Annotated in this window: 20 protein-coding genes; 13 read left to right on the forward strand and 7 right to left on the reverse strand. The window is 70.1% G+C overall.

The genetic code is table 11. The features are described 5' to 3' along the window. The first annotated feature begins 37 nt into the window (after positions 1-37). The 5 genes from AC07AG_RS21775 (at position 38) to AC07AG_RS21795 (ending at position 8,329) form a co-directional block, all read left to right on the forward strand. Positions 38-1,399 carry an acyltransferase family protein gene (locus tag AC07AG_RS21775; protein WP_478756817.1) on the forward strand — a complete coding sequence of 454 codons (1,362 nt, stop codon included), beginning with the start codon at positions 38-40 and terminating at the stop codon, positions 1,397-1,399. A gap of 83 nt (positions 1,400-1,482) precedes the next feature. Then, entirely contained in the window at positions 1,483-3,327 is a 1,845-nt protein-coding gene (locus tag AC07AG_RS21780) for an ABC-F family ATP-binding cassette domain-containing protein (protein ID WP_478756819.1), read from the forward strand. A gap of 146 nt (positions 3,328-3,473) precedes the next feature. Next, positions 3,474-5,348 carry an outer membrane protein assembly factor BamB family protein gene (locus AC07AG_RS21785; protein ID WP_478756821.1) on the forward strand — a complete coding sequence of 625 codons (1,875 nt, stop codon included), beginning with the start codon at positions 3,474-3,476 and terminating at the stop codon, positions 5,346-5,348. Positions 5,349-5,415: 67 nt separating this feature from the next. Beyond that, positions 5,416-7,332, forward strand: a complete 1,917-nt coding sequence (locus AC07AG_RS21790; protein WP_478756823.1) for an outer membrane protein assembly factor BamB family protein — start codon at positions 5,416-5,418, stop codon at positions 7,330-7,332. Between the two features lie 271 nt (positions 7,333-7,603). Next, entirely contained in the window at positions 7,604-8,329 is a 726-nt protein-coding gene (locus tag AC07AG_RS21795; RefSeq protein ID WP_478756825.1) for a helix-turn-helix transcriptional regulator, read from the forward strand. Between the two features lie 29 nt (positions 8,330-8,358). Here AC07AG_RS21795 and AC07AG_RS21800 read toward each other — a convergent pair whose 3' ends face one another. Both AC07AG_RS21800 and AC07AG_RS21805 read right to left on the reverse strand, forming a co-directional pair. Beyond that, complete coding sequence (locus tag AC07AG_RS21800) at positions 8,359-8,637, reverse strand: hypothetical protein (RefSeq protein ID WP_478756826.1); 279 nt, start codon at positions 8,635-8,637, stop codon at positions 8,359-8,361. Positions 8,638-8,661: 24 nt separating this feature from the next. Continuing rightward, a complete protein-coding gene (locus AC07AG_RS21805) occupies positions 8,662-10,344 on the reverse strand; it encodes a sodium:solute symporter family protein (protein ID WP_478756828.1) in 1,683 nt (560 codons plus the stop codon). A gap of 194 nt (positions 10,345-10,538) precedes the next feature. Between AC07AG_RS21805 and galT the strand changes: the two genes are divergently transcribed. The 4 genes from galT to AC07AG_RS21825 all read left to right on the forward strand — a co-directional run bounded on the left by galT (position 10,539) and on the right by AC07AG_RS21825 (position 14,975). Continuing rightward, on the forward strand, positions 10,539-11,615 hold the full coding sequence (galT, locus tag AC07AG_RS21810) for a galactose-1-phosphate uridylyltransferase (protein WP_478756830.1): 1,077 nt from the start codon (positions 10,539-10,541) through the stop codon (positions 11,613-11,615). After that, complete coding sequence (galE, locus tag AC07AG_RS21815; RefSeq protein WP_478756832.1) at positions 11,612-12,565, forward strand: UDP-glucose 4-epimerase GalE; 954 nt, start codon at positions 11,612-11,614, stop codon at positions 12,563-12,565. Before galT ends, galE begins: the two co-directional genes overlap by 4 nt. A 20-nt stretch (positions 12,566-12,585) precedes the next feature. Then, a complete protein-coding gene (gene galK / locus AC07AG_RS21820) occupies positions 12,586-13,740 on the forward strand; it encodes a galactokinase (protein WP_478756834.1) in 1,155 nt (384 codons plus the stop codon). 230 nt (positions 13,741-13,970) lie between these two features. Continuing rightward, positions 13,971-14,975, forward strand: coding sequence for an LAETG motif-containing sortase-dependent surface protein (locus AC07AG_RS21825; protein WP_478756836.1), 1,005 nt, complete (start codon positions 13,971-13,973; stop codon positions 14,973-14,975). Between the two features lie 99 nt (positions 14,976-15,074). Here AC07AG_RS21825 and AC07AG_RS21830 read toward each other — a convergent pair whose 3' ends face one another. After that, positions 15,075-15,539 carry a GNAT family N-acetyltransferase gene (locus AC07AG_RS21830; RefSeq protein ID WP_478756838.1) on the reverse strand — a complete coding sequence of 155 codons (465 nt, stop codon included), beginning with the start codon at positions 15,537-15,539 and terminating at the stop codon, positions 15,075-15,077. Between the two features lie 264 nt (positions 15,540-15,803). Here AC07AG_RS21830 and AC07AG_RS21835 point away from each other — a divergent pair, with 264 nt between their 5' ends. Further along, positions 15,804-16,580, forward strand: coding sequence for a LuxR C-terminal-related transcriptional regulator (locus AC07AG_RS21835; protein WP_478756840.1), 777 nt, complete (start codon positions 15,804-15,806; stop codon positions 16,578-16,580). Here the strand turns inward: AC07AG_RS21835 and AC07AG_RS21840 are convergent. Beyond that, positions 16,539-17,036: a MarR family winged helix-turn-helix transcriptional regulator gene (locus tag AC07AG_RS21840; RefSeq protein WP_160505514.1), complete on the reverse strand. Its 498-nt coding sequence runs from the start codon at positions 17,034-17,036 to the stop codon at positions 16,539-16,541. The genes AC07AG_RS21835 and AC07AG_RS21840 overlap by 42 nt on opposite strands. A 182-nt stretch (positions 17,037-17,218) precedes the next feature. On the opposite strand from AC07AG_RS21840, the gene AC07AG_RS21845 reads away from it, so the two are divergent. Both AC07AG_RS21845 and AC07AG_RS21850 read left to right on the forward strand, forming a co-directional pair. After that, on the forward strand, positions 17,219-18,085 hold the full coding sequence (locus AC07AG_RS21845; RefSeq protein WP_478756842.1) for a trans-aconitate 2-methyltransferase: 867 nt from the start codon (positions 17,219-17,221) through the stop codon (positions 18,083-18,085). 5 nt (positions 18,086-18,090) lie between these two features. Continuing rightward, positions 18,091-18,480, forward strand: a complete 390-nt coding sequence (locus tag AC07AG_RS21850; protein WP_478756844.1) for a VOC family protein — start codon at positions 18,091-18,093, stop codon at positions 18,478-18,480. Positions 18,481-19,136: 656 nt separating this feature from the next. On the opposite strand, the gene AC07AG_RS21855 is transcribed toward AC07AG_RS21850, so the two are convergent. Together AC07AG_RS21855 and AC07AG_RS21860 are read right to left on the reverse strand one after the other, a co-directional pair. Then, a complete protein-coding gene (locus AC07AG_RS21855; RefSeq protein ID WP_478756846.1) occupies positions 19,137-19,823 on the reverse strand; it encodes a TetR/AcrR family transcriptional regulator in 687 nt (228 codons plus the stop codon). After that, positions 19,820-20,833: an acyl-CoA desaturase gene (locus tag AC07AG_RS21860; protein ID WP_478756848.1), complete on the reverse strand. Its 1,014-nt coding sequence runs from the start codon at positions 20,831-20,833 to the stop codon at positions 19,820-19,822. The genes AC07AG_RS21855 and AC07AG_RS21860 overlap by 4 nt, the downstream gene beginning before the upstream one ends. Positions 20,834-21,135: 302 nt before the next feature. On the opposite strand from AC07AG_RS21860, the gene ppc reads away from it, so the two are divergent. Next, the gene (gene ppc / locus AC07AG_RS21865) at positions 21,136-23,868 is read left to right on the forward strand and encodes a phosphoenolpyruvate carboxylase (protein ID WP_478756850.1); all 2,733 of its coding nucleotides are present in this window, start codon (positions 21,136-21,138) and stop codon (positions 23,866-23,868) included. 48 nt (positions 23,869-23,916) lie between these two features. Here the strand turns inward: ppc and AC07AG_RS21870 are convergent, their stop codons facing one another. Beyond that, entirely contained in the window at positions 23,917-24,378 is a 462-nt protein-coding gene (locus AC07AG_RS21870; protein ID WP_478756851.1) for a hypothetical protein, read from the reverse strand. Between the last annotated feature and the right edge of the window lie 8 nt (positions 24,379-24,386).

Consider the following 24,386-nt stretch of genomic DNA (forward strand, 5'->3'; position numbering starts at 1 on the left):
CTGACGCGGGGGCCGCGGTGCGCGCGACCGTACGTACATGGGATCAAGCGTTCGTGAACTGGCCGAGAAGACGCCCACCGGGCGCGACCGGTACATCGACCTGCTGCGGGTCGCCTCGCTCGGCACGGTCGTCGTCGGGCACTGGCTGATGGCGGCGGTGACCGTCGGGGACGACGGCCGCACCGAGGTCGGCAACCTCCTCGCCGTCGTGCCCGGTCTGCAGGTCCTCACCTGGGTCCTGCAGATCATGCCGGTGTTCTTCTTCGTCGGCGGCTTCTCGCACGCGCTGTCGTACCGCTCCCTGAGCCGGAAGGCCGAGGCGGGCACGTCCGTCTACTCGGTGTTCCTGCGGGCCCGCCTCCAGCGGCTGCTGCGGCCGACGATGGTCTTCATCGGGGTGTGGGGACTTGCCGCCCTGGCGGTCCAACTCCTCGGGCAGGACGGTGCGTTGCTCGACGTGACGCTTCGGCTCGTCGCCCAGCCGCTGTGGTTCATCGGCATCTATCTGGCGATGGTCGCCTTCACACCGCTGCTGCTCGGTCTGCACGAGCGCTACGGGTGGGGCGCGTTCGGCGGCCTCGTGCTCGCCGCGGGCGCGGTGGACGCGGCGCGCTTCGCGTTCGGGGTGCCGTACGTGGAGTTCCTGAACTTCGCCTTCGTGTGGCTCGCCGTGCATCAGCTCGGCTTCCTGCGGGCGGACGGCAGGCTGCGGATGCCCGCCGTCCTGGCCGGGGCGGGGCTCGTGGGCGCGGCGGCGCTGGTGGCCTTCGGGCCCTATCCGCTGTCGATGGTCGGGATGCCCGGCGAGCGCGTCTCGAACATGGCCCCGCCGACCTTCGCGCTGCTCTGCCACGGGATGTGGCTGGTGGGCGCGGTGGAGCTGCTGCGGGGGCCCGCGGTGCGGTGGCTCGCGCGGCCGCGGGTGTGGCGGGGTGTGGTGGCGGCGAACGGGGTCTCGATGACGGCGTTCCTGTGGCACCTGACGGCGATGCTGGGGGTGTACGGGGTGCTGATCGCGGCGGACGTGCGGCTGCCCGAGCCCGCCACCGCCCAGTGGTGGACGCAGGTGCCGCTGCGCATGGCGGCCGCGGCGGTGCTCACCGGGCTGCTGGTCGCGGCGTTCCGCCGCTTCGAGAGGCCGGGCGCCGTGCGGGAGCCGGAAGGCACACCGGGCGTGGCCTCGGGGCCCGCCGCCGCGGTGGGGGTCGTGCTCTGCCTCTTCGGGGTGCTCGGGCTCTCCATGGTCGGCTTCGGAGGGCTGCTCGAAGGGCGTACGGCGATGGTGGTGGCCGTGCGGATGACGGCGCCCGTGGCGGTGGGGATGGCCTTGGCGGGGTGGCTCCTCGTGGAGCGGGCCGGGCGTCCGTCGCTCCACGGCTCCGCCCGCGGGACCGGCTGATCGTCTCCGCAGCGGCCGCCGGGCCCGTGGCCGCCGCCTCCGACTACGCTGGAGGCCGATCGATCCCCTTCCCTGGAGCGTTAATGGCCGTCAACCTGGTCAATGTCGAGGCAGTCAGCAAGGTGTACGGCACGCGTGCCCTGCTCGACGGTGTCTCCCTCGGCGTGTCCGAGGGGGACCGGATCGGCGTCGTGGGGCGCAACGGCGACGGCAAGACGACCCTCATCCGGATGCTCGCCAAGCTGGAGGAGACGGACTCCGGTCGCGTCACGCACAACGGCGGTCTGCAGCTCGGCGTGCTGACCCAGCACGACTCGCTCGACCCCGGGGCCACCGTCCGCCACGAGGTCATCGGCGACCTCGCCGACCACGAGTGGGCCGGCAGCGCCAAGATCCGTGACGTCCTCACCGGGCTCTTCGGCGGCCTGGACATGCCGGGCTTCCCGCAGGGCCTCGACACCGTCATCGGGCCGCTCTCCGGTGGCGAGCGGCGGCGTATCGCGCTCGCGAAGCTGCTCATCGGCGAGCCCGACCTGATCGTGCTCGACGAGCCGACCAACCACCTCGACGTCGAGGGCATCGCCTGGCTCGCCGAGCACCTGCGGACGCGGCGCTCGGCGCTCGTCTGCGTCACCCACGACCGCTGGTTCCTGGACCAGGTGTGCACGCGCATGTGGGACGTACAGAGCGGGGACGTCTTCGAGTACGAGGGCGGGTACTCCGACTACGTCTTCGCGCGTGCCGAGCGCGAGCGCATCGCGGCCACCGAGGAGACCAAGCGCAAGAACCTGATGCGCAAGGAGCTCGCCTGGCTGCGGCGCGGCGCCCCCGCCCGTACGAGCAAGCCGCGATACCGCATCGAGGCCGCCAACGAACTCATCGCCGACGTGCCGCCGCCGCGTGACAGCAGCGAGCTGATGAAGTTCGCGACGACGCGGCTCGGCAAGACCGTCTTCGACCTGGAGGACGTGACCGTCCAGGCCGGGCCGAAGCTTCTCCTGAAGCATCTGACCTGGCAGCTCGGCCCCGGTGACCGCATCGGCCTCGTGGGTGTCAACGGCGCGGGCAAGACCTCGCTCCTGCGGGCGATGGCCGAGGCCCAGCGCTCCGACGGCGACGTACAGCCCGAGGCGGGGCGTGTGGTCGTCGGCAAGACCGTGAAGCTCGCCTATCTCTCGCAGGAAGTGGCCGAACTCTCCCCGACGCTGCGGGTGTTGCAGGCCGTGCAGCAGGTGCGCGAGCGGGTCGACCTCGGCAAGGGCCGGGAGATGACCGCGGGGCAGCTCTGCGAGACGTTCGGCTTCAACAAGGAGAAGCAGTGGACGCCCGTCGGCGATCTGTCCGGTGGTGAGCGGCGGCGGCTCCAGCTCCTTCGGCTCCTCATGGACGAGCCGAACGTCCTCTTCCTCGACGAGCCGACGAACGACCTCGACATCGAGACCCTGACCCAGCTCGAAGACGTCCTCGACGGATGGCCGGGGTCCATGGTCGTGATCTCCCACGACCGGTTCTTCCTGGAGCGCACCACCGACAAGGTCTTCGCGCTGCTCGGCGACGCCACGATGCGGATGCTGCCGCGCGGCATCGACGAGTACCTGGAGCGGCGCAAGCGGATGGCGGACGCGGGCACCCCCGCGGCCCCTCTCGCCGCGTCCTCGGCGTCCGACGGGTCCTCGGGGTCCGCCGCGCCGGCCGCCCCGCAGAAGACGGTCTCCTCCGCCGACGCCCGCGCCGCGAAGAAGGAACTCCAGAAGATCGAGCGGCAGCTGGACAAGATGTCGACGAAGGAGACATGGCTGCACGCCCAAATCGCCGATAACGCCACCGACTTCGGAAAGGTGGCCAAATTGGACGCGGAGTTGCGTGAACTCGTCAGCGAGCGCGACGAGTTGGAGATGCGCTGGCTGGAGCTCGCGGAGAGCGCGTAGAGGTCTCGTAACGGACGCATCACGGGCCGGTCCTCCCTTGGGAACAGGGGACGGACCGGTCAGTTGTGCTAGGCGGTCAGGGTGATAGAAAGGTCGGCCTGAGCACCACTTGGCGTGCCGAAAAATCAGTGAAGGGGGAAGCGCTGATGACTCAGCCGCCCAACCAACCGCCGTCCGGCGGTTTCGGAGCTCCGCAGGATCCGCAGCAGGGATCCACGCCGCAGCCACCGGGCCAGCCACCGCAGGCCCCGCAGACTCCGCCGCCGGGGGCCCCGCAGACTCCGCCCGCGCCCCAGCCCGGCTACGGCTACCCGCAGACCCCGCCGCCTGCCCAGCCCGGTTACGGCTACCCGCAGCAGCCCGGCCAGCCCGGACCGTACAACCAGCCCGGACCTTACGGCCAGCCCACGCAGCCGGGTCAGCCGGGTCCCTACGGCCAGCCCACGCAGCCCGGACAGCCCGGCCCCTACGGCCAGCCCACGCAGCCGGGCCCCTACGCCCAGCCCCAGTACGGCTACCCGCAGCAGCAGGCGCAGTTCCCCGGCGGCCCCGGCATGCCCGGAACCCCGCCCGGCGGCGGGAGCAAGAACCCCTTCAAGGGCAAGCCCGGCCTGATCGTGGCCGCCGTCGCGGCCGGCGCGCTCGTCATCGGCGGCGTCGCCTGGGCGGTCGTCGGCGGTGACGACGGCGGCGGCAAGAAGAAGCCGACCGCGGGCAAGAGCGAGGACCCCAAGGCCAGCGGCTCCGCACCGGTCAACCCGGGCGACGGCAAAGGCGACGGGGGCGAGGGGCAGGAAGACCTCAACGCGGGCCGCCAGCCCGGCGAGTCGAAGGTGCTCTGGTACAAGGAGGCGCCCAAGGTGCCCGGTTCCGGCGCCGACGCCAAGGGCATGTGGGTCAAGGGCGACATCGCCGTCAAGGCCGCGTACAAGGAGCTCACCGCCTACAACGTCAAGACGGGCGACACCGCCTGGCCGACGATCAAGTTCCCGCAGAAGATCTGTGGCACGACCCCGCAGATCACCAAGGACAACAAGATCGTCGTCGCGTACAAGGACGGCCAGAAGGACGACGCCAAGTGCAGCCGGATCCAGGTCGTCGACCTGAAGACGGGCGGCAAGGGCTGGGCGAAGCCGGTCAAGGAGGAAGGTCTCTTCGACTTCGCCACCAACGTCGACCTCACCCTCACCGGCGACACCCTGATGGTCGGCCGCTCCCAGTCGGGCACGGCGCTGCGGATGAGCGACGGCAAGCAGCTCTTCGTCGCCGACAAGAAGGACCCGGGGACCTGCTTCCCCAGCGGCTTCGCGGGCGGCAAGAAGCTGCTCGTCGCCTACTCGTGCGGGGCGAGCTCGCCCACCGAGCACGACGAGCTGCAGCAGATCGACCCGAAGACCGGCGACGCCGTGTGGACGAAGAAGTTCCCCAAGGGCTGGAAGATCGGCCGGATCTACTCCGAGAGCCCGACGATCGTCTACCTCACCAACGAGGACAAGAAGAAGTGGAACATCACCACGCTGAAGCCCAACAGCAGTGATACCCGCTCCGAGGTCGGAGTCGACGAGGACTTCGCGCCCGAGTGCGACGGCTCGACGTTCCTCGGCGGCAGTCTGCAGGGCTGCCTGGGCGCGACGACCGACGACGAGAACCTCTACCTGCCGACCAAGGCGACGTCCGGCGCCAACGAGGTCGTGGCGATCAGCCTCGCCACCGGCAAGGAGGCCTGGCGCACGAAGTCCCCGATTGAGGAATCGATGCTGCCGATGAAGGTCGACGGCGGATCGCTCATCGCCTACGTCAGCCCCTCGTACGACTCCGGCGGCCAGGTCGTCTCGATCCCGCTCTCGGGTTCGCACAAGCCGAAGACGCTCCTGAAGAACCCCGAGGGGACCTCGGAGATCGAGAGCGGCTTCTACTCGAAGGCGGTCGACTACGTGGACGGTCGCTTCTACATCTCGACCACGCGGCTCTCGGGCAGCGCAAAGGGCCAGGAGAAGCTGATGCTGGCCTACGGCAAGTGATCTTCTCCGCGGGCACGTCGCCCTCTTCGTCGCTCAGTTCATCTCTCGTCCCCAAGGAATCGACGTCATGACCCAGCCGCCCCAGCCGCCCAACGAGCCCCCGCAGGGCGGGTTCGGCGCCCCCCAGGACCCCCCGCCCGGTGGTTTCGGCGCTCCCCAGGACCCCCCGCCGGTGGGCTTCGGCAAGGCCCCCGAGCCGGACCAGAACCCGTCGTACGGCTACCCGCAGACCCCGCCGCCGGCCCAGCCGCCGACGCAGCCCGCGGGCCAGCCCCCGGCCGGGCCGCCGCCGCAGACGCCGCCCCCGCCGCCGCAGGGCCAGCCCACCTACGGCTACCCCCAGGCACCGCAGGCCCCCGGCACGCCGCCTCCCGGCCAGCCCCAGGGCTACGGCTACCCCGGTCAGCCGACCCAGCCGTACGGCCAGCAGGCCCCGTCCCCGTACGGGCAGCAGCCGCCCTACGGTGCCTACCAGCAGCAGCCCCCGACGATGCCGATGTCGCCGCAGCCGGGCGCCCCGGCCGGGGGCGGTTCGAAGCTCAGCAGCCAGATGAAGATCATCATCGGTGCGGTCGTCGCGATCGCCCTGATCATCGGCGGCGGTGTCTTCTATGCCACGACGTCGGGCAAGGACGACACCGAGGCGAGCTCCGAGGGCTCCACCGGCGGCAAGGACGGCAAGGGCGGCGAGGGGAAGGGCGGCAACGAGCAGGGGCCGAGCGGCCCCGGCACGGAGAAGGTTCCGTCCAACACCAGCGCCACGGTCTCCATGCAGCTCCCGCAGCCGGAGGTCCCCAAGGACGACGTCTGGAGCATCAAGGGCTCCTGGCTCACCGATGACGTCTACGCCAAGGCGGGCGTCAACAAGATCGTCGGCTACAACCCGACCGACGGCAAGGAACTGTGGACCCTGCCGCTCGCGGGCCAGACCTGCGCGGGATCGCGCGAGGTCACCAAGGACGGCATCGCCGCGGTCGCGTACGAAGAGGGCAAGCGGAGCAAGAAGGGCGACCACGAGACCTGCTCGCAGATCTCCGCGATCGACCTGAAGAACGGCAAGCGGCTCTGGACGGAGACCATCGACGAGGGCAGCGCGGCCGCCCGGGTCGAAGAGCTCACCATCAGCGGCAGCACCGTCGCGGTCGGATCCAGCGCGGGCGGCGCCGCCTTCGAGATCACCGAGGGCAAGCACCTGTGGGAGCCCACCCCCGGCGACGAGTGCCAGGACGAGGGCTACGCCGGCGGCGAGCAGCTCGTCGCCGTCCAGAAGTGCGGTGACTACGGCGACGAGAAGCTCAAGGTCCAGCTCATCGACTCCAAGACCGGCGACGAGAAGTGGACCTACCCGGTGACGCCGGGCGTCGACAACGCCAAGATCATCTCGACCCGTCCCGTCGTCTTCGGCCAGGACACCCAGGAGATCACCGCGAGCGGCGTCACGGACGTCTTCTCGATCGACGACAAGGGCGAGCTCCGCGCCAAGATCTCGCTGCCCGACGGCAAGTACGACCACGACTGCGAGGTCAACGTCGTCTACGCCTGCTCCTCGCTGGCGGTCGGCAACGACAAGCTCTACGTCCCCACCCGTCAGCACGACGGCGGCGGTGACGGCTACAGCCAGACGAACGAGATCATCTCGTTCTCGCTGGCCACCGGTAAGACCACCGGCGACCGCGCCGACGCGGGCGAGAACGGCGAGATGTTCCCGATCCGCATGGACGGCGGCAACATCCTGGCGTACAAGGACGCGGGCTACGACAAGGGCGCCCAGGTCATCTCCCTCAACGGCAAGACGATGAAGGAGACCAAGCTCCTGGAGACCCCCGCCGCCGAGTCCGTCGGCAGCGCGATCAGCAGCATGGTCCCGAAATCGAACGAACTCCTTTACGGCGACGGCAAGCTGTATCTCGGCAAGGAGCTGATCAGCAAGCCGTACTCGAAGGACGAGAAGGAGTACACGGCCCTGGGATTCGTCGCCCAGTAGGCGTCGTGACCTCCGTGTACGCACCGGACGGCCCCGTTCCTCAAGAGGAGCGGGGCCGTTCCGCGCTGTTCCGCCATCCCCGCGGGACTTCCGTACGCATGTACTCCCTCTCACTCCTCCATGGCCGGGATTTAGGCATTCCGGGCCGCTTATCGCCGGTAGGGGGCGCGCGACGTCGAACAAGCGTGTAGCTTCCGGGGGATGAGTGGGTGCAGGGCCGGGGGGCCCTCGATCCGTGGGGGATCCGTGGGGGAAAGTGGGGGGTTGCTCGATGGGTGTGCGACTCATGGTGGTCGACGACCACCGACTGCTCGCCGAGGCACTCGCCTCGGCGTTAAAGCTGCGCGGGCACCGGGTGCTCGCCGCGGCCGCACCCGCGGCCGGGGCGGCGGAGCTGGTGATCAGCCGCGCTCCCGAGGTCTGCCTGCTCGGTACGGCGACGCCCGCCGAGGCCGGAATGTTCGATCCGGTCGTGAAGATCAAGCGGGAGCGCCCGCAGGTCGCCGTGGTGGTGCTCGGCCCGGTGCCGAGCCCGCGCGGCATCGCCGCGGCCTTCGCCGCGGGGGCCTCGGGGTACGTACGCCATGACGAGCGCATCGAGGGCGTCGAGCGCGCCATCATGAAGGCGAGAGCCGGCGAGGCCGCCGTCGCACCGCAGCTGCTCCAGGGCGCCTTCAGCGAGCTGCTCAATCCTGCCGCCCAGCCCGACGACGAGGGGCAGCGGCTCCTCCAGATGCTGACGCCGCGCGAGGTCGAGGTCCTGGTGCGGGTCGCGGACGGCGAGGACACCCGGCTGATCGCCGCCGGGATGGGCATCGCGCCCAGCACGGCGCGCACGCACGTGCAGCGCGTCCTGATGAAACTGGGCGTCGGATCCCGCCTTGAGGCCGCGGCGCTCGCCGCCCGCACCGGCCTGCTCGACCGCGCGGAGCGGCCCGCCGCGGGCTACGCGAACGACGCGGAGACGCCGACGGGGCCCGAGTCACCGGCGCAGTGAACTCGGGCCCCGTCCAGGGGTGTCGAGTGCTAGTCGTCTTCCGGTGCCTCGGTGGGCGGCGTGGGGCGCAGCCAGAGCCAGCCCAGGAAGAAGAGCCCGAGCGCCAGCATGGCCAGGCCCGTCCACAGGTTGATGTTGATGTCCTCCGCCTTCTTCATGTCGGCGTCGGACGGTGAGATGCCGGCGATCGTCACGATGATTCCGTAGACGACGAACAGACCACCGATGATCCGCCGGATGTCGAAGAGGCGGGCCGCCGTGGCGGACTTGCTCTCCAGCTCGGAGACTTCGCGTCGCAGTTCAGACATGTTCTTCCAGACCTCCGATCGGGGTTAGAGCGAGTACGGCAGGTAGCAGAGCGCGGCGAGCACGATCGCTCCCCAGCCGAGCAGCGCGGGCTTGCGGTACCAGGCGTCGTCGCCCTCCGCGGGCGGCTCCTCCAGATCCGGCGAGCTCGTCCCGTAGACCAGGCCGGCCAGTTCGGCCTCCGGCTTGGGCGCGGTGAAGAGCGTGACCACGACCATCACCACGGCGCCCGCGACGAAGCCGACGATCGCCGAGACGAAGTTGGCGCCCTGGTCGGTCGGGATGTCGATGACGCCCTGCTTGTAGATCCAGAAGTAGTTGACCATCGCGGCGGTCGTGCCCGCGAGCAGGCCCCACACGCCGGACTTCATCGAGGCGCGCTTCCAGAACATGCCGATGATGAAGACCACGAACATCGGGACGTTGAAGAAGGAGAACAGCGTCTGCAGGTACCCCATGATGTTCGAGAACGACGAGGCGATGAAGGCCGTTCCGACCGAGGCGATGACGCCGATCGCGGTGATCACGCGGCCGAACTTCAGGTAGTAGCCGTCGGGCTTGTCCGTCTTCACGTACTTGGCCCAGATGTCGTACGTGAAGACGGTGTTGAAGGACGACACGTTCGCCGCCATGCCCGCCATGAACGCCGCGAGCAGACCGGTCACCGCGATGCCGAGCACGCCGTTGGGCAGCAGCTCCTGCATCAGGTACGGGATCGCGTCGTTGTACGTCAGATCCGAACCGGCGGTGCCGATCTTCGGGACGAGTACGGCCGCGACCAGGCCCGGGATCATCACCAGGAAGACGATGAAGATCTTCGGGAAGGCGGCGATCAGCGGTGTGCGCTGGGCGGCGGAGAGGTTCTTCGCGGACAGGGCGCGCTGCACCTCGGCGAAGTTGGTCGTCCAGTAGCCGAACGAGAGCACGAAGCCGAGGCCGAGGATGATCGTCAGCCAGTTCGCGCCCAGCGGGTTGGCGTCACCGATGCCGGTGCCGCCCCACGCGCTCATGAAGTCCGCTCCGTGCGACTTCTCGATCGAGCCGGACAGACCGTCCCAGCCGCCGACCTTCTTCAGGCCGATGACGCAGATGGGGATGAGCGCGGCCAGGATCACGAAGAACTGGAGTACTTCGTTGTAGATCGCCGAGGAGAGCCCGCCGATCGTGATGTACGCGAGGACGAAGAATCCGGCGACCACGATCGCCACCCACTGCGGCCAGCCGAGGAGCGCCTCGACGACGATCGACAGGGCGTAGAGGTTCACGCCCGCGATGAGTATCGCCGCGAAGGCGAAGAGCACGGAGCTCAGCAGGTGGGCTGACTTGTCGAAGCGCTGGAGCAGGTACTCGGGGACCGAGCGGACCTTGCTGCGGTAGTAGAACGGCATCATCACGAGGCCGAGGAAGACCATCGCTGGGATGGCGCCGATCCAGTACCAGTGGACGACCGCGACGCCGTACTGGGCGCCGGTCGCGGCCATGCCCAGGATCTCGGTGGCGCCGAGATTCGCGGCGACGAACGCGAGACCGGTGACCCAGGCGGGCAGGGAACGGCCCGAGAGGAAGAAGTCGAGGCTGGTCCTCACGGAGCGCCGGGCGGCGAAGCCGATGCCGAGGACCACGATGAAGTAGATCGCGAGGATCGCGTAGTCGAGGCCGTTGGTGGGCAGCCGAAGCCCCTCGGCCAGGGTCTGTGTGGGGGACTGCATGCGTGAACTCGCTTCGTTGCGCGAACTGATCAGACCGGAACCTACGCTTCTCGCTTCAATAACTGAAGACTTCTGTTGGTGTTCTTTGTTGGATTGTGATCGGACGCATGGCTCCGACCGCATTGACGATGCTGTTGCCTTGTGATTTGTTATGTTCGGTTATGTTGGGTGGGTGTTGGTGAGGAGCCCCGGACGTGAAGAAGACCTCGACCCGTCTCGCAGACGGTCGTGAGCTCATCTACTACGACTCGCGCGACGACGCGGTGCGCGACGCCATCGACCGGAGGCCCCTGGACCCCATCGCCACCACCTCGGAGATCCGCAGGGACCCGCTCCTGGGTGACGCGGTCGCCATCGCATCGCACCGCCAGGGCCGCACCTACCACCCGCCGGCCGACGAGTGCCCCCTGTGCCCCTCCGAGGGGGAGCGGCTGAGCGAGGTCCCCGACTCCTCGTACGACGTGGTGGTCTTCGAGAACCGCTTCCCCTCGCTGGCCGGGGACGCCGGGCGGTGCGAGGTCGTCTGCTTCACCTCCGACCACGACTCGTCCTTCGCCGACCTCACCGAGGAGCAGGCGGGCCTGGTCCTCGACGCGTGGACGGACAGGACCGCCGAGCTCTCGCACCTGCCCTCCGTGCAGCAGGTGTTCTGCTTCGAGAACCGCGGTGCCGAGATCGGCGTGACCCTGGGCCACCCGCACGGGCAGATCTACGCGTATCCCTTCGTCACCCCGCGCACGTCGCTGATGCTGCGGTCGCTGGCCGCGCACAAGGAGGCGACGGGGCGCAATCTCTTCGACGACGTCGTCGCCGAGGAGTCGGCCGCCGAGCGCGTGGTCCTGGAGACCGAGCAGTGGGTGGCGTTCGTCCCCCACGCCGCGCACTGGCCCTACGAGGTGCACCTCTACCCCAAGCGCCGGGTGCCGGACCTGCTCGGGCTCGACGAGGCGGCACGCACAGAGTTTCCCCAGGTCTATCTGGAACTGTTGAGGCGCTTCGACCGGATCTTCGGCGAGGGTGAAGGCGGCACCGGGGCCGAGGCGCTCACTCCGTACATCGCGGCGTGGCACCAGGCGCCCTTCGGCGCCCTCGAGGAGCACGAAGGGGTCAATCGGGACGACTTCGCGCTCCACCTCGAGCTTTTCACCATTCGCCGCACTTCGGGCAAGCTGAAGTTCCTCGCGGGTTCCGAATCCGGCATGAGCGTGTTCATCAACGACGTGCCGCCGGAAGCCGCGGCCCAGCGACTGCGAGAGGTAGCGAGTTCATGAGCGGTAAGTACCTGGTCACCGGCGGGGCGGGCTATGTGGGAAGCGTGGTGGCCCAGCATCTGATCGAGGCCGGGCACGAGGTGACCGTCCTCGACAACCTCTCCACCGGGTTCCGCGAGGGCGTCCCGTCCGGCGCGACGTTCGTCGAGGGCGACATCCGCGATGCCGCCAAGTGGCTGGACTCCTCCTTCGACGCCGTGTTGCATTTCGCCGCCTTCTCGCAGGTCGGCGAGTCCGTCGTGAAGCCCGAGAAGTACTGGGACAACAACGTCGGCGGCACGATGGCGCTGCTCGCCGCGATGCGCGACGCCGAGGTCAGGAAGCTCGTCTTCTCCTCCACGGCGGCGACGTACGGCGAGCCGGTCAGCACCCCCATCACCGAGACGGACCCGACCGCCCCGACCTCTCCGTACGGCGCGTCGAAGCTCGCCGTCGACCACATGATCACCGGTGAGGCCACCGCCCACGGCCTGGCCGCGGTGTCCCTGCGCTACTTCAACGTGGCGGGCGCCTACGGCCGGTACGGCGAGCGGCACGACCCCGAGTCGCACCTCATCCCGCTCGTCCTCCAGGTCGCGCAGGGCCGCCGCGAGTCGATCAACGTCTTCGGCGACGACTACCCGACCCCGGACGGCACCTGCGTCCGCGACTACATCCACGTCGCGGACCTGGCACAGGCCCACCTCCTCGCGGTCGAGGCGGCCACCTCCGGCGAGCACCTGATCTGCAACCTCGGCAACGGCAACGGCTTCTCCGTGCGCGAGGTCATCGAAACCGTCCGCCAGGTCACCGGACACCCGATCCCCGAGGTCATGGCCCCGCGCCGCGGCGGCGACCCGGCGGTCCTCGTCGCGTCCGCGGCCACCGCGCGCGAGCGCCTCGGCTGGAATCCGTCCCGCGCGAACCTCGCGGGCATCGTCGCCGACGCGTGGGCGTTCGCCCAGCGTTAACAGGGGTTAAGGGGTAACTGATGGACGTAGCAGGGCAGTTCGCCGAGCTGTACGGGTACGAGGCGGAGGGCGTCTGGTCGGCCCCGGGCCGGGTCAACCTCATCGGCGAGTACACGGACTTCAACGAGGGCTTCGTGATGCCGCTCGCGCTGCCGCACACCGCGGTGGCCGCGGTGGCGCGCCGCACCGACGGCGTCCTGCGGCTCCACTCGGCGGACATCGACGCTCCGGTCGCCGAGCTGCGCGTCGACGAGCTGACCCCCTTGTCGAAATACGGGCAGGGCGGCTGGGCCGCCTACCCGGCGGGCGTGGTGTGGGCGCTGCGGGAGGCGGGTCACGCGGTCTGCGGCGGCGCCGACATCCACCTCGCGTCGACCGTGCCGACCGGGGCGGGCCTTTCCTCGTCGGCCGCCCTGGAGGTCGTCACGGCACTCGCCCTGAACGACCTGTACGAACTGGGCCTGGACGCACCCCGGTTGGCGGTCCTCGCCCAGCGCGCCGAGAACGCCTTCGTCGGCGTGCCGTGCGGCGTGATGGACCAGATGGCCTCCGCGTGCGCCACCGATGGCCACGCCCTGCACCTGGACTGCCGCGACCTGTCGATACGTCAGGTCCCCTTCGACCTATCGGCGCAGGGCCTCCAGCTCCTGGTGGTCGACACCCGGGTCAAGCACGAGCTGGGCGACGGGGCGTACGCCGAGCGGCGGGCCGGGTGCGAGGAGGGCGCGCGCATCCTGGGCGTCTCCCATCTGCGGGACGTCGCGTACGCGCAACTCCCGGACGCGCTGGCGAAACTGACGGACGAGAAGATCCGCCGCTACGTCCGCCACATCGTCTCGGACGACCACCGGGTGGAGCAGGTCATCGGCCTGCTGGACGCGGGCGAGGTGCGGGCGATCGGCCCCGTCCTGACCGAGGGGCACGCCTCGCTGCGGGACGATCTGCGCATCTCCTGCGAGGAGTTGGACCTGGTGGTCTCCTCCGCGAACGCGGCGGGCGCGATCGGCGCGCGCATGACGGGCGGCGGCTTCGGCGGCTCGGCGATCGTCCTCGTGGAGGAGGTGGACGCGGCGCCGGTCACGAAGTCGATCCTGGAGGCGTTCGCCTCGGCGGGCTTCACGACGCCGCGGGTGTTCCCGGCGGTGCCTTCGGCGGGGGCGCGGCGCATGGCCTGATGGAACGTCAGCACCCTGCGGCGGTACCGCCGCAGGGTGGGGATCGGAGCCGTTGCCCGGAGCTCTTCGCCCCGCAGCGGCTCTCTCTCGTAACGTCGATCACCGACCCGTTTTCCGGCCGCTACGGTGGCCCGCATGACTGATCAAAGCTTCTGGACCGAATGGGGAGTGTTCGCCGGCCTGGCCCTGGGGGCCGCCGACCCGTGGGGTGTTCCCGGGCTGACAAGGTGATGGACGCCAAGTTCGGCAGGACCGACGCCGGCCGCGTCCTCCTCGACGCGGACCTGGAGATGAAGCACGACTTCAGCGAGGCTGCCAACCCCGACAAGCACGCCGGGGGTAAGCGCTACTGGGACACTGCACCGCGCCGCAACGGTATGCCGTGCTTCCCCGGTACCCGCTTCTGGATCGAGCCCGAAGCGGCCAAGGTCCGTGAGCAGGACGGCGGCATCTACATCCTCGACTCGCCCATGAAGGTCTCCGCCCAGTGGCTGGACGTCGACTACACCGTCCCCGGCTCCACCGAGTGCACCGACCTCTCCAAGGCCGAGAAGAAGCAGATCGAGCGGTCGGTCACCGCCAACATCGTCCCGATCATCCAGAAGCGGGTGAACAAGGACCCCAAGTACGCCGAGCTGCGGTCCGTCTACAACGCCCGTGTGGCCGCCGAGTACATCCGCCAGCAGGACGCCAAGTCCCCGACGGACTTCCACGAGATCATCAACTCCAATGATGTGTCCGCGTGGCCGATCCGCGCCTCTCACCAGGACTGGACCCGCGAAAAGGTCTGGGACACGTACATGAAGTCGATCCGCGAGGGCATCGAGTGGTTCGAGCTCAAGTACGGCGGCAAGCTCTACAAGCAGGGCATCGGCGGCGTCGACTTCTCCAAGCAGCCCAAGCGCAACATCTCCAAGGCGCGCTTCGACCTGGAGAACCGGGACCTGGACAACACCACCACCAACTCCCGTACCTCGGATGACACTTCCTACCGGGACACCGGCACCCTCTTCATGGGCGGCGGCAGGACGGCCGCAGGAAGCGGTGAGGACCCGGGCGGTGAGACTCCCACCCCGACGCCGACCCCGACGGACAAGCCGGACCCGGACGGCGACCTCGCCGACACCGGCTCCGACACCCCCATCGGCCTGATCTCCGGCATCGCCGCGGCGATCGTCGCCCTCGGCGGCGGCCTGGTGTGGTGGATGCGCCGACGCCGCACCGCCCAGGAGTAGAACGCGGTCAAGCACAGTTCATGCAGGCGCTCGGCCGGGGTTTCCCGGCCGAGCGTTCTGCGTGGGCGGCGACTGCGAGCTCTGAACACGCGGGCCGGGTCACACCGAAGACCCCAGCCGCTTCGTGAGGGTGAACTCCTTCGCGCCCTGCGGGTAGTCCGGGATCACCGAGACCACCTCGTAGCCCTGGCCCCGGTAGAAGCCCGGAGCCTGGAAGTCCCATGTCTCCACACGGGAGTTGAGACAGTCCCGCTCCTCCCGCGCGATGCGTTCCGCCTCGGCCAGGAGCTGCGCGCCCAGGCCCGCGCCCTGGTGGTGCTCGCTGACCCAGAGGTGGTTCACGTGGAGCCAGCGCCCCCACGTGTGTCCGGCCAGGCCGCCGACGAGGCCCTCCGTGCGCTCCATCAGCCAGACGGCCAGCGGTACTTCACGATCCTGCGGGGTGTCGCGCAGTGCGCGGAGCACGGGGGAAGCGGCGTTGTTCGCGTCCTGGAGGCGGGCGAGAAGCAGAGCTGACCGCTCCTTGTCGACTCCTGTCTCAATACGAAACATACGGCTCACCATAAACGCGCTGGCCAGTCAGTTCTGTAAATTACCTTCCGCTCCTGCCGTGCGGCCCTACTCTGAGTGGCAGTGCCGGTGGGGGCCGGCACTGATCAGGGGGCGAGACAGTCGGGTACGACGCCCGGCGTGGGGGTAGCAGTCACAGCTCGGCGGCGGCCGCGCGACTGCGGCGATCCCCGTTCCGGGTGTCGTACCCGCACCGTATGTCCTCCGACGATGGGGTATCCCCTGCTCTTCGAGGAGAGCTTGGGGAAGGGGGTTTCAGTGGTCCGGATCCGAGTCCTGGTCGTCGACGACCATCGCATCTTCGCCGAGTCGCTCGCAGCGGCACTGGCGGCGGAGCCCGACGTCGACGTGTCCGCGGCGGGCAGCGGCCCGGCCGCGCTGCGCTGCCTGGAGCGGGCGATAGCCGAGGGGCGCAGATACGACGTGCTGCTCGTCGACGCCGATCTCGGCGCGTCCGCGAGCGCCATGCAGGGTGTCCGCCCCGCGCCTTCGGTCCACGAGGGCAACGCGGACGCTCTGGTGGACGGCATCTCCCTGGTGGCCGGGGTCCGTTCGGGCCAGCCGATGGTCCGCACGGTCGTGCTCGCCGAGAAGGACGACCCCCGCCGGGCCGCCCTCGCGCTGCAGGCGGGCGCCTCGGGCTGGGTCGCCAAGGACTGCTCCCTGTCCCGGCTCCTGACGGTCATACGGGGCGTGCTGCGGGAGGAGACGCATCTGCCGCCCGCGCTGCTCACCGGCGTTCTGCGTGAGCTGACCGCGGCGCGCAAGCACCGCACGGAATCCGAGCGCCTGGTGGAGTCCCTGACGCCGCGCGAGCGCGAGGTCCTTCGCTGCATGGTGGCGGGCCTGGGCAGGAAGGCCGTGGCCGAGCGCCTCTTCCTCTCCCCGCACACGGTGCGTACGCACATGCAGAACGTCCTGGGGAAGCTGGGCGTCCACTCCACGCTCGCGGCCGTCGCGCTGGCGCGCAGGGCCGGGGTGGGGCCGGTCGACCTAGCCGGGGATGTTGTCGAACGGGGCGGTCAACTGGCGTAGCAGCCCGGCCAGTTCGCCCCGCTGTCCGCGCGAGAGCTCGGCGAGGATCGCCCGCTCCTGCTTGAGGAGGCCGGCGAGCGCCTGGTCGGCGCGGTCCTGCCCCTCCTCGGTCAGCCGCACGAGCACGCCGCGTCGGTCGCTCGGATCCGGCAGCCGCTCGACGAGGCCCTTTTTCGCGAGGCGGTCGATGCGGTTGGTCATCGTGCCGGACGTCACCAGGGTCTGGGTGAGGAGCTGTCCGGGGGAGAGCTGATAGGGGGCGCCCGCGCGCCGCAGCGACGTCAGTACGTCGAACTCCCACGGCTCCAGATTGTGCTCGGAGAACGCGAGCCGACGTGCCCTGTCGAGATGCCGCGCGAGCCTGCTGACGCGGCTGAGTACCTCGAGTGGTTCCACGTCGAGGTCAGGGCGCTCCCGGCGCCACGCTGCGACCAGACGGTCGACCTCGTCCTCCATGACGATCAGTGTAGGGGGTCTGTCGACATGAAGTCTCTTGACGTCAAGATACTTCGGGTCGAGGATGGCTGTACGACGCGTCCGTGGCGCCGGTACGACGCTGATGTGACGCCGGTACGAAGTCCGGCCGAAGTGCCCACGACGCCCGAGGTCCGAGGTCCTTGCCCAGAGGAGGCCCATCCATGTCCGCCGCCCCCAGCAACAGCAACCGCACCCCCACGTGGGACCCGGGCCAGTATCTGCGCCACTCCGGGCACCGCGCCCGCCCCTTCGTCGACCTGCTGGCCCGCATCCCCGAGCTCCCCGCCACCGCCGACGGCCGCGCGCCGCGCATCGCGGACCTGGGCTGCGGCCCCGGCAACGTCACCCGCCTCCTCGCCGAGCGCTGGCCCACGGCGTACATCACGGGCTTCGACAACTCCCCGCAGATGCTGGACCGGGCCGAGGAGCTCGCGGGGCCCACGGCGGAGGGCGGGCGCCTGGACTTCGCGGAGGCGGACGCGGCGGACTGGGCGCCGCCCGAGGGGACGTACGACCTGATCCTGTCCAACGCGACACTCCAGTGGGTGCCGGGACACCCGGACTCCTTCCCCGCCTGGATCGCGGCGCTGACCCCCGGCGGCACGTTCGCCTTCCAGGTCCCCGGCAACTTCGACGCCCCCAGCCACGTCCTCATGCGCGAGCTGAGCGAGTCGGAGCGGTGGCGCGACCGGCTCGGCGGGCGGCTGCGCCACGCGGACGCGGTGCTTTCGCCGACGGCCTACCTGGAGCGTCTTGTCGGGCTGGGATGCGAGGTGGACGCCTGGGAGACGACGTATCTGCACCTCCTTGAGGGGGAGGACCCGGTCCTCGACTGGGTGAAGGGGACGGGCCTGCGGCCGGTGCTCACGGCGCTCGCGGGGGACGCGGGGGACGCGGGGGACGGGGAGGCGCGGGAGGAGTTCCTCGCCGAGTACGGGGAGCTGCTGCGGAAGGCGTACCCGGTGGGTGCCGGGGGCACGGTCTTCCCCTTCCGCCGGGTCTTCGCGGTGGCCCGCAGGGGGGAGTGAAGCTGATGCTGACCGGCATCGACCACGTCCAGCTGGCGGCTCCGCCGGGGAGCGAGCCGGAGCTGCGGGCGTTCTACTGCGGGGCGCTGGGGATGAGGGAGATCCCCAAGCCGGGGGAGCTTGCCGGGCGGGGCGGGTGCTGGTTCCTGGCGGGGGCCGGGGCCGGGGCCGTCCAGCTGCACCTCGGCATAGAGGCCGACTTCCGCCCGGCGAGGAAGGCGCATCCCGGGCTGCGGGTGCGGGACATCTCCGCGTACGCGGAGCGGCTGGCCTCGCGGGGCGTGCCCGTCACCTGGGACCACGCCCTGCCGGGCCACCGGCGGTTCTACGCGGATGACCCGGTGGGCAACCGCCTGGAATTCCTGGAACCAAAGCCGCAGCCCGCCCCGCCTTGAGCCGACGCTGCTCGGCGGGCGCCTCCCACCCGCTTACCCCGCAGTGACCCTGCCCTGCCCTGGGCCGCCGCTTCGCGGCGGATGCTTCCCGCCCACCCACCCGTTTACCCCGCAGCGACCCCGCCCTGCCCTGGGCCGCCGCTTCGCGGCGGATGCCTCCCGCCCACCCACCCGTTTACCCCGCAGTGGGGGAGGGGTGCGTGTGGTGTTGGGCGGCTGGGTTGCTGGTCCTGGGGTATGCCTTGCCGCGACCTGAGCCGCCGCTTCGCGACGGATGCTTCCCGCCCACCCACCCGATCGCCCCGCCACTGCCCGCCGCTTCGCGGCAGATCTTTCCCTCCCGCCCACCCGATCACCCCGGGGCAATCGGGTGGGTGGGCGGGAGACATCCGCCGCGAAGCGGCGGGCAGTGGCCTGTCGTTCGTCCGGTGGCTTCGGGGTGTTCGCAGCCTCGGCCCCGCAGCGGGACCCACTGCGGGGCATCGGGCGGGCGGGTGGGAGACATCCGCCGCGAAGCGGCGGGCCGGGGCGGTGGGTGCACCCCGCGGCGCCCCACCCACCTGCGGCGGGCCTGGAGGTCAGTGGAGACACCCCGCGGTGCCTCCATCACCCCCGGTCCGCGGGGTCCGCGGTGTGCAGGTGTCCGCCCTGGGGCGCTAGCTCTTGCGGTGCCCTATCAGGCGCGGCTTCGGTTCGAGGCCGTCCAGGCCGTGCCAGGCCAGGTTCACCAGATGCGCCGCCACCTCCGCCTTCTTCGGCTTGCGCACGTCCAGCCACCACTGGCCCGTCAGCGCGACCATGCCGACCAGCGCCTGGGCGTACAGCGGCGCCAGTTTCTGGTCGAAGCCCCGCGTCTTGAACTCTTGGCCCAGGATGTCCTCCACCTGCGTCGCGATGTCCGAGATGAGCGAGGCGAACGTGCCCGTCGACTGCGCCACCGGCGAGTCACGGACCAGGATGCGGAAGCCGTCCGTGTACGTCTCGATGTAGTCCAGGAGGGCGAACGCCGCCTGCTCCAGGAGCTCGCGCGGATGCCCCGCCGTCAGCGCCCCCGTCACACCGTCGAGCAGCGCCCGCATCTCGCGGTCCACCACCACCGCGTACAGACCCTCCTTGCCGCCGAAGTGCTCGTACACGACGGGCTTGGAGACGCCGGCCTTCGCCGCGATCTCCTCCACCGACGTGCCCTCGAAACCCTTGGCGGCGAAGAGGGTGCGGCCGATGTCCAGCAACTGCTCCCGGCGCTCGGCACCCGTCATCCGGGTCCGGCGCGTACGCCGGGGCTGCTTCTCTTTGCTGGAGGGGCTGGTATTGCTGGAGTCGGTCGGCACGTCGTCAATCATGCCGGGCCGACGGTCTTCGGCTTCCGGCGGGAGTCGATACGGGACTCCGACGGCCAGCGCACGTCCGTCGCCCAGCCCAGCTGCTCGCACCAGCGGATGATCCGCGCCGACGAGTCGACCTGGCCCTTGAGGACACCGTGCCGCGCCGACGTCGGGTCGGCGTGGTGGAGGTTGTGCCAGGACTCACCGCAGGACAGGACCGCGAGCCACCACACGTTGCCCGAGCGGTCGCGCGACTTGAAGGGGCGCTTGCCCACCGCGTGGCAGATCGAGTTGATCGACCACGTGACGTGGTGCAGCAGGGCGACCCGGACCAGCGAGCCCCAGAAGAACGCCGTGAAGGCGCCCCACCACGACATCGTCACCAGCCCGCCGACCAGCGGCGGAATCGCCAGCGACACGATCGTCCAGAACAGGAACTGGCGGGAGACGGCACGGATCGCCGGATCCTTGATCAGATCCGGTGCGTACTTCTCCTGCGACGTCTGCTCCTCGTCGAACATCCAGCCGATGTGCGCCCACCACAGGCCCTTCATCAGGGCCGGGACCGTCTCGCCGAAGCGCCACGGGGAGTGCGGGTCGCCCTCCGCGTCCGAGAACTTGTGGTGCTTGCGGTGGTCCGCCACCCAGCGGACCAGCGGCCCCTCGACCGCCATCGACCCCGCCACGGCCAGCGCGATCCGCAGCGGACGCTTCGCCTTGAAGGAGCCATGCGTGAAGTAGCGGTGGAAACCGATCGTGATGCCGTGGCAGCCCAGGTAGTACATGAACACCAGCAGGCCGAGGTCCAGCCAGCTCACCCCCCACCCCCAGGCCAGCGGCACCGCCGCGACCAGGGCCAGGAACGGGACGGTGATGAACAGAAGCAGCGAGATCTGCTCGAGTGACCGTTTCTGCTCACCGCCCAGCGTCGCGGAAGGGACGGAAGGCGGGGAGGGGGTGTCGGTCGTCGATCGCGAAGCGTCTTCGATCACATCGGTGTCGGAATACGCATCGGAAGATGTGGTCATGGGCACGTCCCCTGTGGGGTCGAGGGTTGAGGGTCACGGCGCGAGTGCGGCGGGCGCACGGTCACGGGGTCCCGCGTTATCTACGGTCCCGTAACCTACGGCGTCGTAAGTATGGCAGCGCGGAACCTCGCGGCAAGAGGCTGCGAGTCCGTGCCGCGATGTGACACCTATCCTTGGAAACGGAAACGGTCGGACAGCGCGGTCCGCTCTCTATCTCCCTGTCTCCCCGGAATACGGATTCCTATCCGGCCGGGGACCCCTCCCAGACCTGACGTGCTTCAACACTGCAAGGAGCCGCACCTGTGAGCAGTGCCGACGACCAGACCACCACAGCCAGCACCGAGCTGCGCGCCGACATCCGCCGCCTCGGCGACCTGCTGGGCGAGACCCTCGTACGGCAGGAGGGCTCAGAGCTCCTCGAACTGGTCGAGAAGGTCCGCCGCCTGACCCGTGAGGACGGCGAGGCCGCGGCCCGCCTGCTCGGTGGCACCGAACTGGAGACCGCGGCCAAGCTGGTCCGCGCCTTCTCCACGTACTTCCACCTGGCGAACGTGACCGAGCAGGTCCACCGCGGTCGCGAGCTGCGCGCCCGGCGCGCCGCCGAGGGCGGGCTCCTGGCCCGTACGGCGGACCGGCTCAAGGACGCCGACCCCGAGCACCTGCGCCAGACCGTGGAGCACCTGAACGTGCGCCCCGTCTTCACCGCGCACCCCACCGAGGCGGCACGCCGCTCCGTCCTCAACAAGCTGCGCCGCGTCGCCGAGCTCCTGGAGACCCCGGTCATCGAGGCCGACCGACGCCGTCACGACACCCGCCTCGCCGAGAACATCGACCTGGTGTGGCAGACCGACGAGCTGCGCGTCGTCCGTCCCGAGCCCGCGGACGAGGCACGCAACGCCATCTACTACCTGGACGAGCTGCACGCCGGCGCCGTCGGGGACGTACTGGAGGACCTCACCGCGGAGCTGGAGCGCGTCGGCGTCCAGCTGCCCGAAGGCACCCGGCCGCTCACCTTCGGCACCTGGATCGGCGGCGACCGCGACGGCAACCCGAACGTGACGCCCGAGGTCACCTGGGACGTCCTGATCCTCCAGCACGAGCACGGCATCAACGACGCGCTCGCCCTCGTCGACGAGCTGCGCGGCTTCCTCTCCAACTCCATCCGCTACACCGGAGCCACCGAGGAGCTGAAGGCCTCCCTCCAGCTCGACCTGGAGCGGCTGCCAGAGATCAGCCCGCGCTACAAGCGGCTGAACTCCGAGGAGCCCTACCGCCTCAAGGCCACCTGCATCCGGCAGAAGCTGGAGAACACCAAGGAGCGCCTGGCCCGCGGCACCGCCCACGAGGACGGGCGCGACTACCTCGGCACCGGTGAGCTCCTGCACGACCTCACCCTCGTCCAGACGTCGCTGCGCGAGCACAAGGGCGCCCTGTTCGCCGACGGCCGGATGAACCGCACGATCCGTACGCTCGCCGCGTTCGGTCTGCAGCTGGCCACCATGGACGTACGTGAGCACGCCGACGCCCACCACCACGCGCTCGGCCAGCTCTTCGACCGCCTGGGCGAGGAGTCCTGGCGGTACGTGGACATGCCGCGCGAGTACCGCCAGAAGCTGCTCGCCAAGGAGCTGCGTTCGCGCAGGCCGCTCGGTCCCTCGCCGGCCCCGCTGGACGCCGCGGGGGAGAAGACCCTCGGGGTCTTCCTCACCATCAAGAAGGCCCTGCAGGTCTTCGGGCCCGAGGTCATCGAGTCGTACATCATCTCCATGTGCCAGGGCGCGGACGACGTCTTCGCGGCGTCCGTCCTGGCGCGTGAGGCCGGGCTCATCGACCTGCACGCGGGCTGGGCGAAGATCGGCATCGTGCCGCTCCTGGAGACGACGGACGAGCTGCGCGCCGCCGACGTCATCCTCGACGAGATGCTCGCCGACCCGTCCTACCGCAGGCTGGTGGCGCTTCGGGGCGACGTCCAGGAGGTCATGCTCGGCTACTCGGACTCGTCCAAGTTCGGCGGCATCACCACCTCGCAGTGGGAGATCCACCGCGCCCAGCGCCGCCTGCGCGACGTCGCGCACCGCTACGGCGTGCGGCTGCGCCTCTTCCACGGCCGTGGCGGCACGGTCGGCCGTGGCGGCGGCCCCTCGCACGACGCGATCCTCGCGCAGCCCTGGGGCACGCTCGAGGGCGAGATCAAGGTGACCGAGCAGGGCGAGGTCATCTCCGACAAGTACCTCGTGCCTTCGCTGGCCCGGGAGAACCTTGAGCTGACGGTCGCGGCGACGCTGCAGGCCTCGGCCCTGCACACGGCTCCTCGCCAGTCGGACGAGGCACTGGCCCGCTGGGACGCGGCGATGGACGTCGTGTCGGACGCCGCGCACTCCGCGTACCGCAGGCTGGTCGAGGACCCGGACCTGCCGACGTACTTCCTCGCGTCGACGCCGGTCGACCAGCTCGCCGACCTGCACCTCGGCTCCCGGCCGTCGCGCCGTCCCGGCTCGGGCGTCTCGCTCGACGGCCTGCGCGCCATCCCGTGGGTCTTCGGCTGGACGCAGTCGCGGCAGATCGTGCCCGGCTGGTTCGGGGTCGGCTCGGGCCTGAAGGCGCTGCGTGAGGCCGGTCTGGACACCGTGCTCGGCGAGATGCAGGAGCACTGGCACTTCTTCCGGAACTTCATCTCGAACGTGGAGATGACCCTGGCCAAGACGGACCTGCGGATCGCCCGCCACTACGTGGACACGCTCGTCCCCGACGAGCTGAAGCACGTCTTCGACGTGATCGAGGCGGAGCACGCGCTGACGGTGCAGGAGGTCCTGCGCGTCACCGGCGGCGAGGAACTGCTCGACTCCCACCCGGAGCTCCAGCAGACGTTCGGCATCCGCGACGCCTACCTCGACCCGATCTCGTACCTCCAGGTCGCCCTCCTGAAGCGCCAGCGCGACGCGGCGGCGGCAGGCGAGGAAGCGGACCCCCTGCTGGGCCGCGCACTGCTCCTCACCGTGAACGGTGTGGCTGCGGGGCTGCGCAACACGGGCTGATGTGTCTGCCGGGCGGGCGCTTCGGGTTCCGGAGCGCCCGCCCGCAGGTCAGAACGCCAGCGTCGCGAAAGACGCCGTCAGCAATGCGCCGCCCGCCAAGGCCAGGGCCCACGCCGTGCGGGGGAGGCGCAGGCCGCCGGCGACCACCACCGCGGACAGGAGCAGCGCGCCGCCCAGCGGCAGCCACGCGTGGAGGAACCCGGGGCCACCCGTGCGGACGACCTCGGAGGTACCGGGCTTCACCGCCACCGGAATCCGCACCCCCTTCTTCTCCGCGATCGAGCGGTCGATCACGACACGCTCGCGGGGCTCGAAGCCGGCGGACGACGGGACGTACGGGCCGAAGCAGGTGTCGGAAGAGCACCGCGCGACCCGCATCGTGCCCCGCTCGCGCTCATCGACCAGCATCACGTGCTGAGCCGTGCCCCAGGACGCCCAGACACCCGCGACGAGCAGCAGCGCCGCGAGCCCGCCCATGGCCGTCCGGCGCCCCAGCAGCAGCAGATTCATGGCGGCGA

This window comes from Streptomyces sp. NPDC044044 (assembly GCF_056434405.1).

Excerpts from the sequence above, each read along its gene's own strand:
- AC07AG_RS21785 (WP_478756821.1), top strand. The coding sequence starts at position 3,474 with ATGACTCAGCCGCCCAACCAACCGCCGTCCGGCGGTTTCGGAGCTCCG.
- AC07AG_RS21780 (WP_478756819.1), top strand. The coding sequence starts at position 1,483 with ATGGCCGTCAACCTGGTCAATGTCGAGGCAGTCAGCAAGGTGTACGGC.
- AC07AG_RS21795 (WP_478756825.1), top strand. The coding sequence starts at position 7,604 with ATGGGTGTGCGACTCATGGTGGTCGACGACCACCGACTGCTCGCCGAG.
- AC07AG_RS21790 (WP_478756823.1), top strand. The coding sequence starts at position 5,416 with ATGACCCAGCCGCCCCAGCCGCCCAACGAGCCCCCGCAGGGCGGGTTC.
- galE (WP_478756832.1), top strand. The coding sequence starts at position 11,612 with ATGAGCGGTAAGTACCTGGTCACCGGCGGGGCGGGCTATGTGGGAAGC.
- AC07AG_RS21800 (WP_478756826.1), bottom strand. The coding sequence starts at position 8,637 with ATGTCTGAACTGCGACGCGAAGTCTCCGAGCTGGAGAGCAAGTCCGCC.
- AC07AG_RS21855 (WP_478756846.1), bottom strand. The coding sequence starts at position 19,823 with ATGATTGACGACGTGCCGACCGACTCCAGCAATACCAGCCCCTCCAGC.
- AC07AG_RS21840 (WP_160505514.1), bottom strand. The coding sequence starts at position 17,036 with ATGGAGGACGAGGTCGACCGTCTGGTCGCAGCGTGGCGCCGGGAGCGC.
- AC07AG_RS21805 (WP_478756828.1), bottom strand. The coding sequence starts at position 10,344 with ATGCAGTCCCCCACACAGACCCTGGCCGAGGGGCTTCGGCTGCCCACC.
- galK (WP_478756834.1), top strand. The coding sequence starts at position 12,586 with ATGGACGTAGCAGGGCAGTTCGCCGAGCTGTACGGGTACGAGGCGGAG.
- AC07AG_RS21830 (WP_478756838.1), bottom strand. The coding sequence starts at position 15,539 with ATGGTGAGCCGTATGTTTCGTATTGAGACAGGAGTCGACAAGGAGCGG.
- AC07AG_RS21860 (WP_478756848.1), bottom strand. The coding sequence starts at position 20,833 with ATGACCACATCTTCCGATGCGTATTCCGACACCGATGTGATCGAAGAC.
- AC07AG_RS21870 (WP_478756851.1), bottom strand. The coding sequence starts at position 24,378 with ATGAATCTGCTGCTGCTGGGGCGCCGGACGGCCATGGGCGGGCTCGCG.
- AC07AG_RS21775 (WP_478756817.1), top strand. The coding sequence starts at position 38 with ATGGGATCAAGCGTTCGTGAACTGGCCGAGAAGACGCCCACCGGGCGC.
- AC07AG_RS21845 (WP_478756842.1), top strand. The coding sequence starts at position 17,219 with ATGTCCGCCGCCCCCAGCAACAGCAACCGCACCCCCACGTGGGACCCG.
- AC07AG_RS21825 (WP_478756836.1), top strand. The coding sequence starts at position 13,971 with ATGGACGCCAAGTTCGGCAGGACCGACGCCGGCCGCGTCCTCCTCGAC.
- AC07AG_RS21850 (WP_478756844.1), top strand. The coding sequence starts at position 18,091 with ATGCTGACCGGCATCGACCACGTCCAGCTGGCGGCTCCGCCGGGGAGC.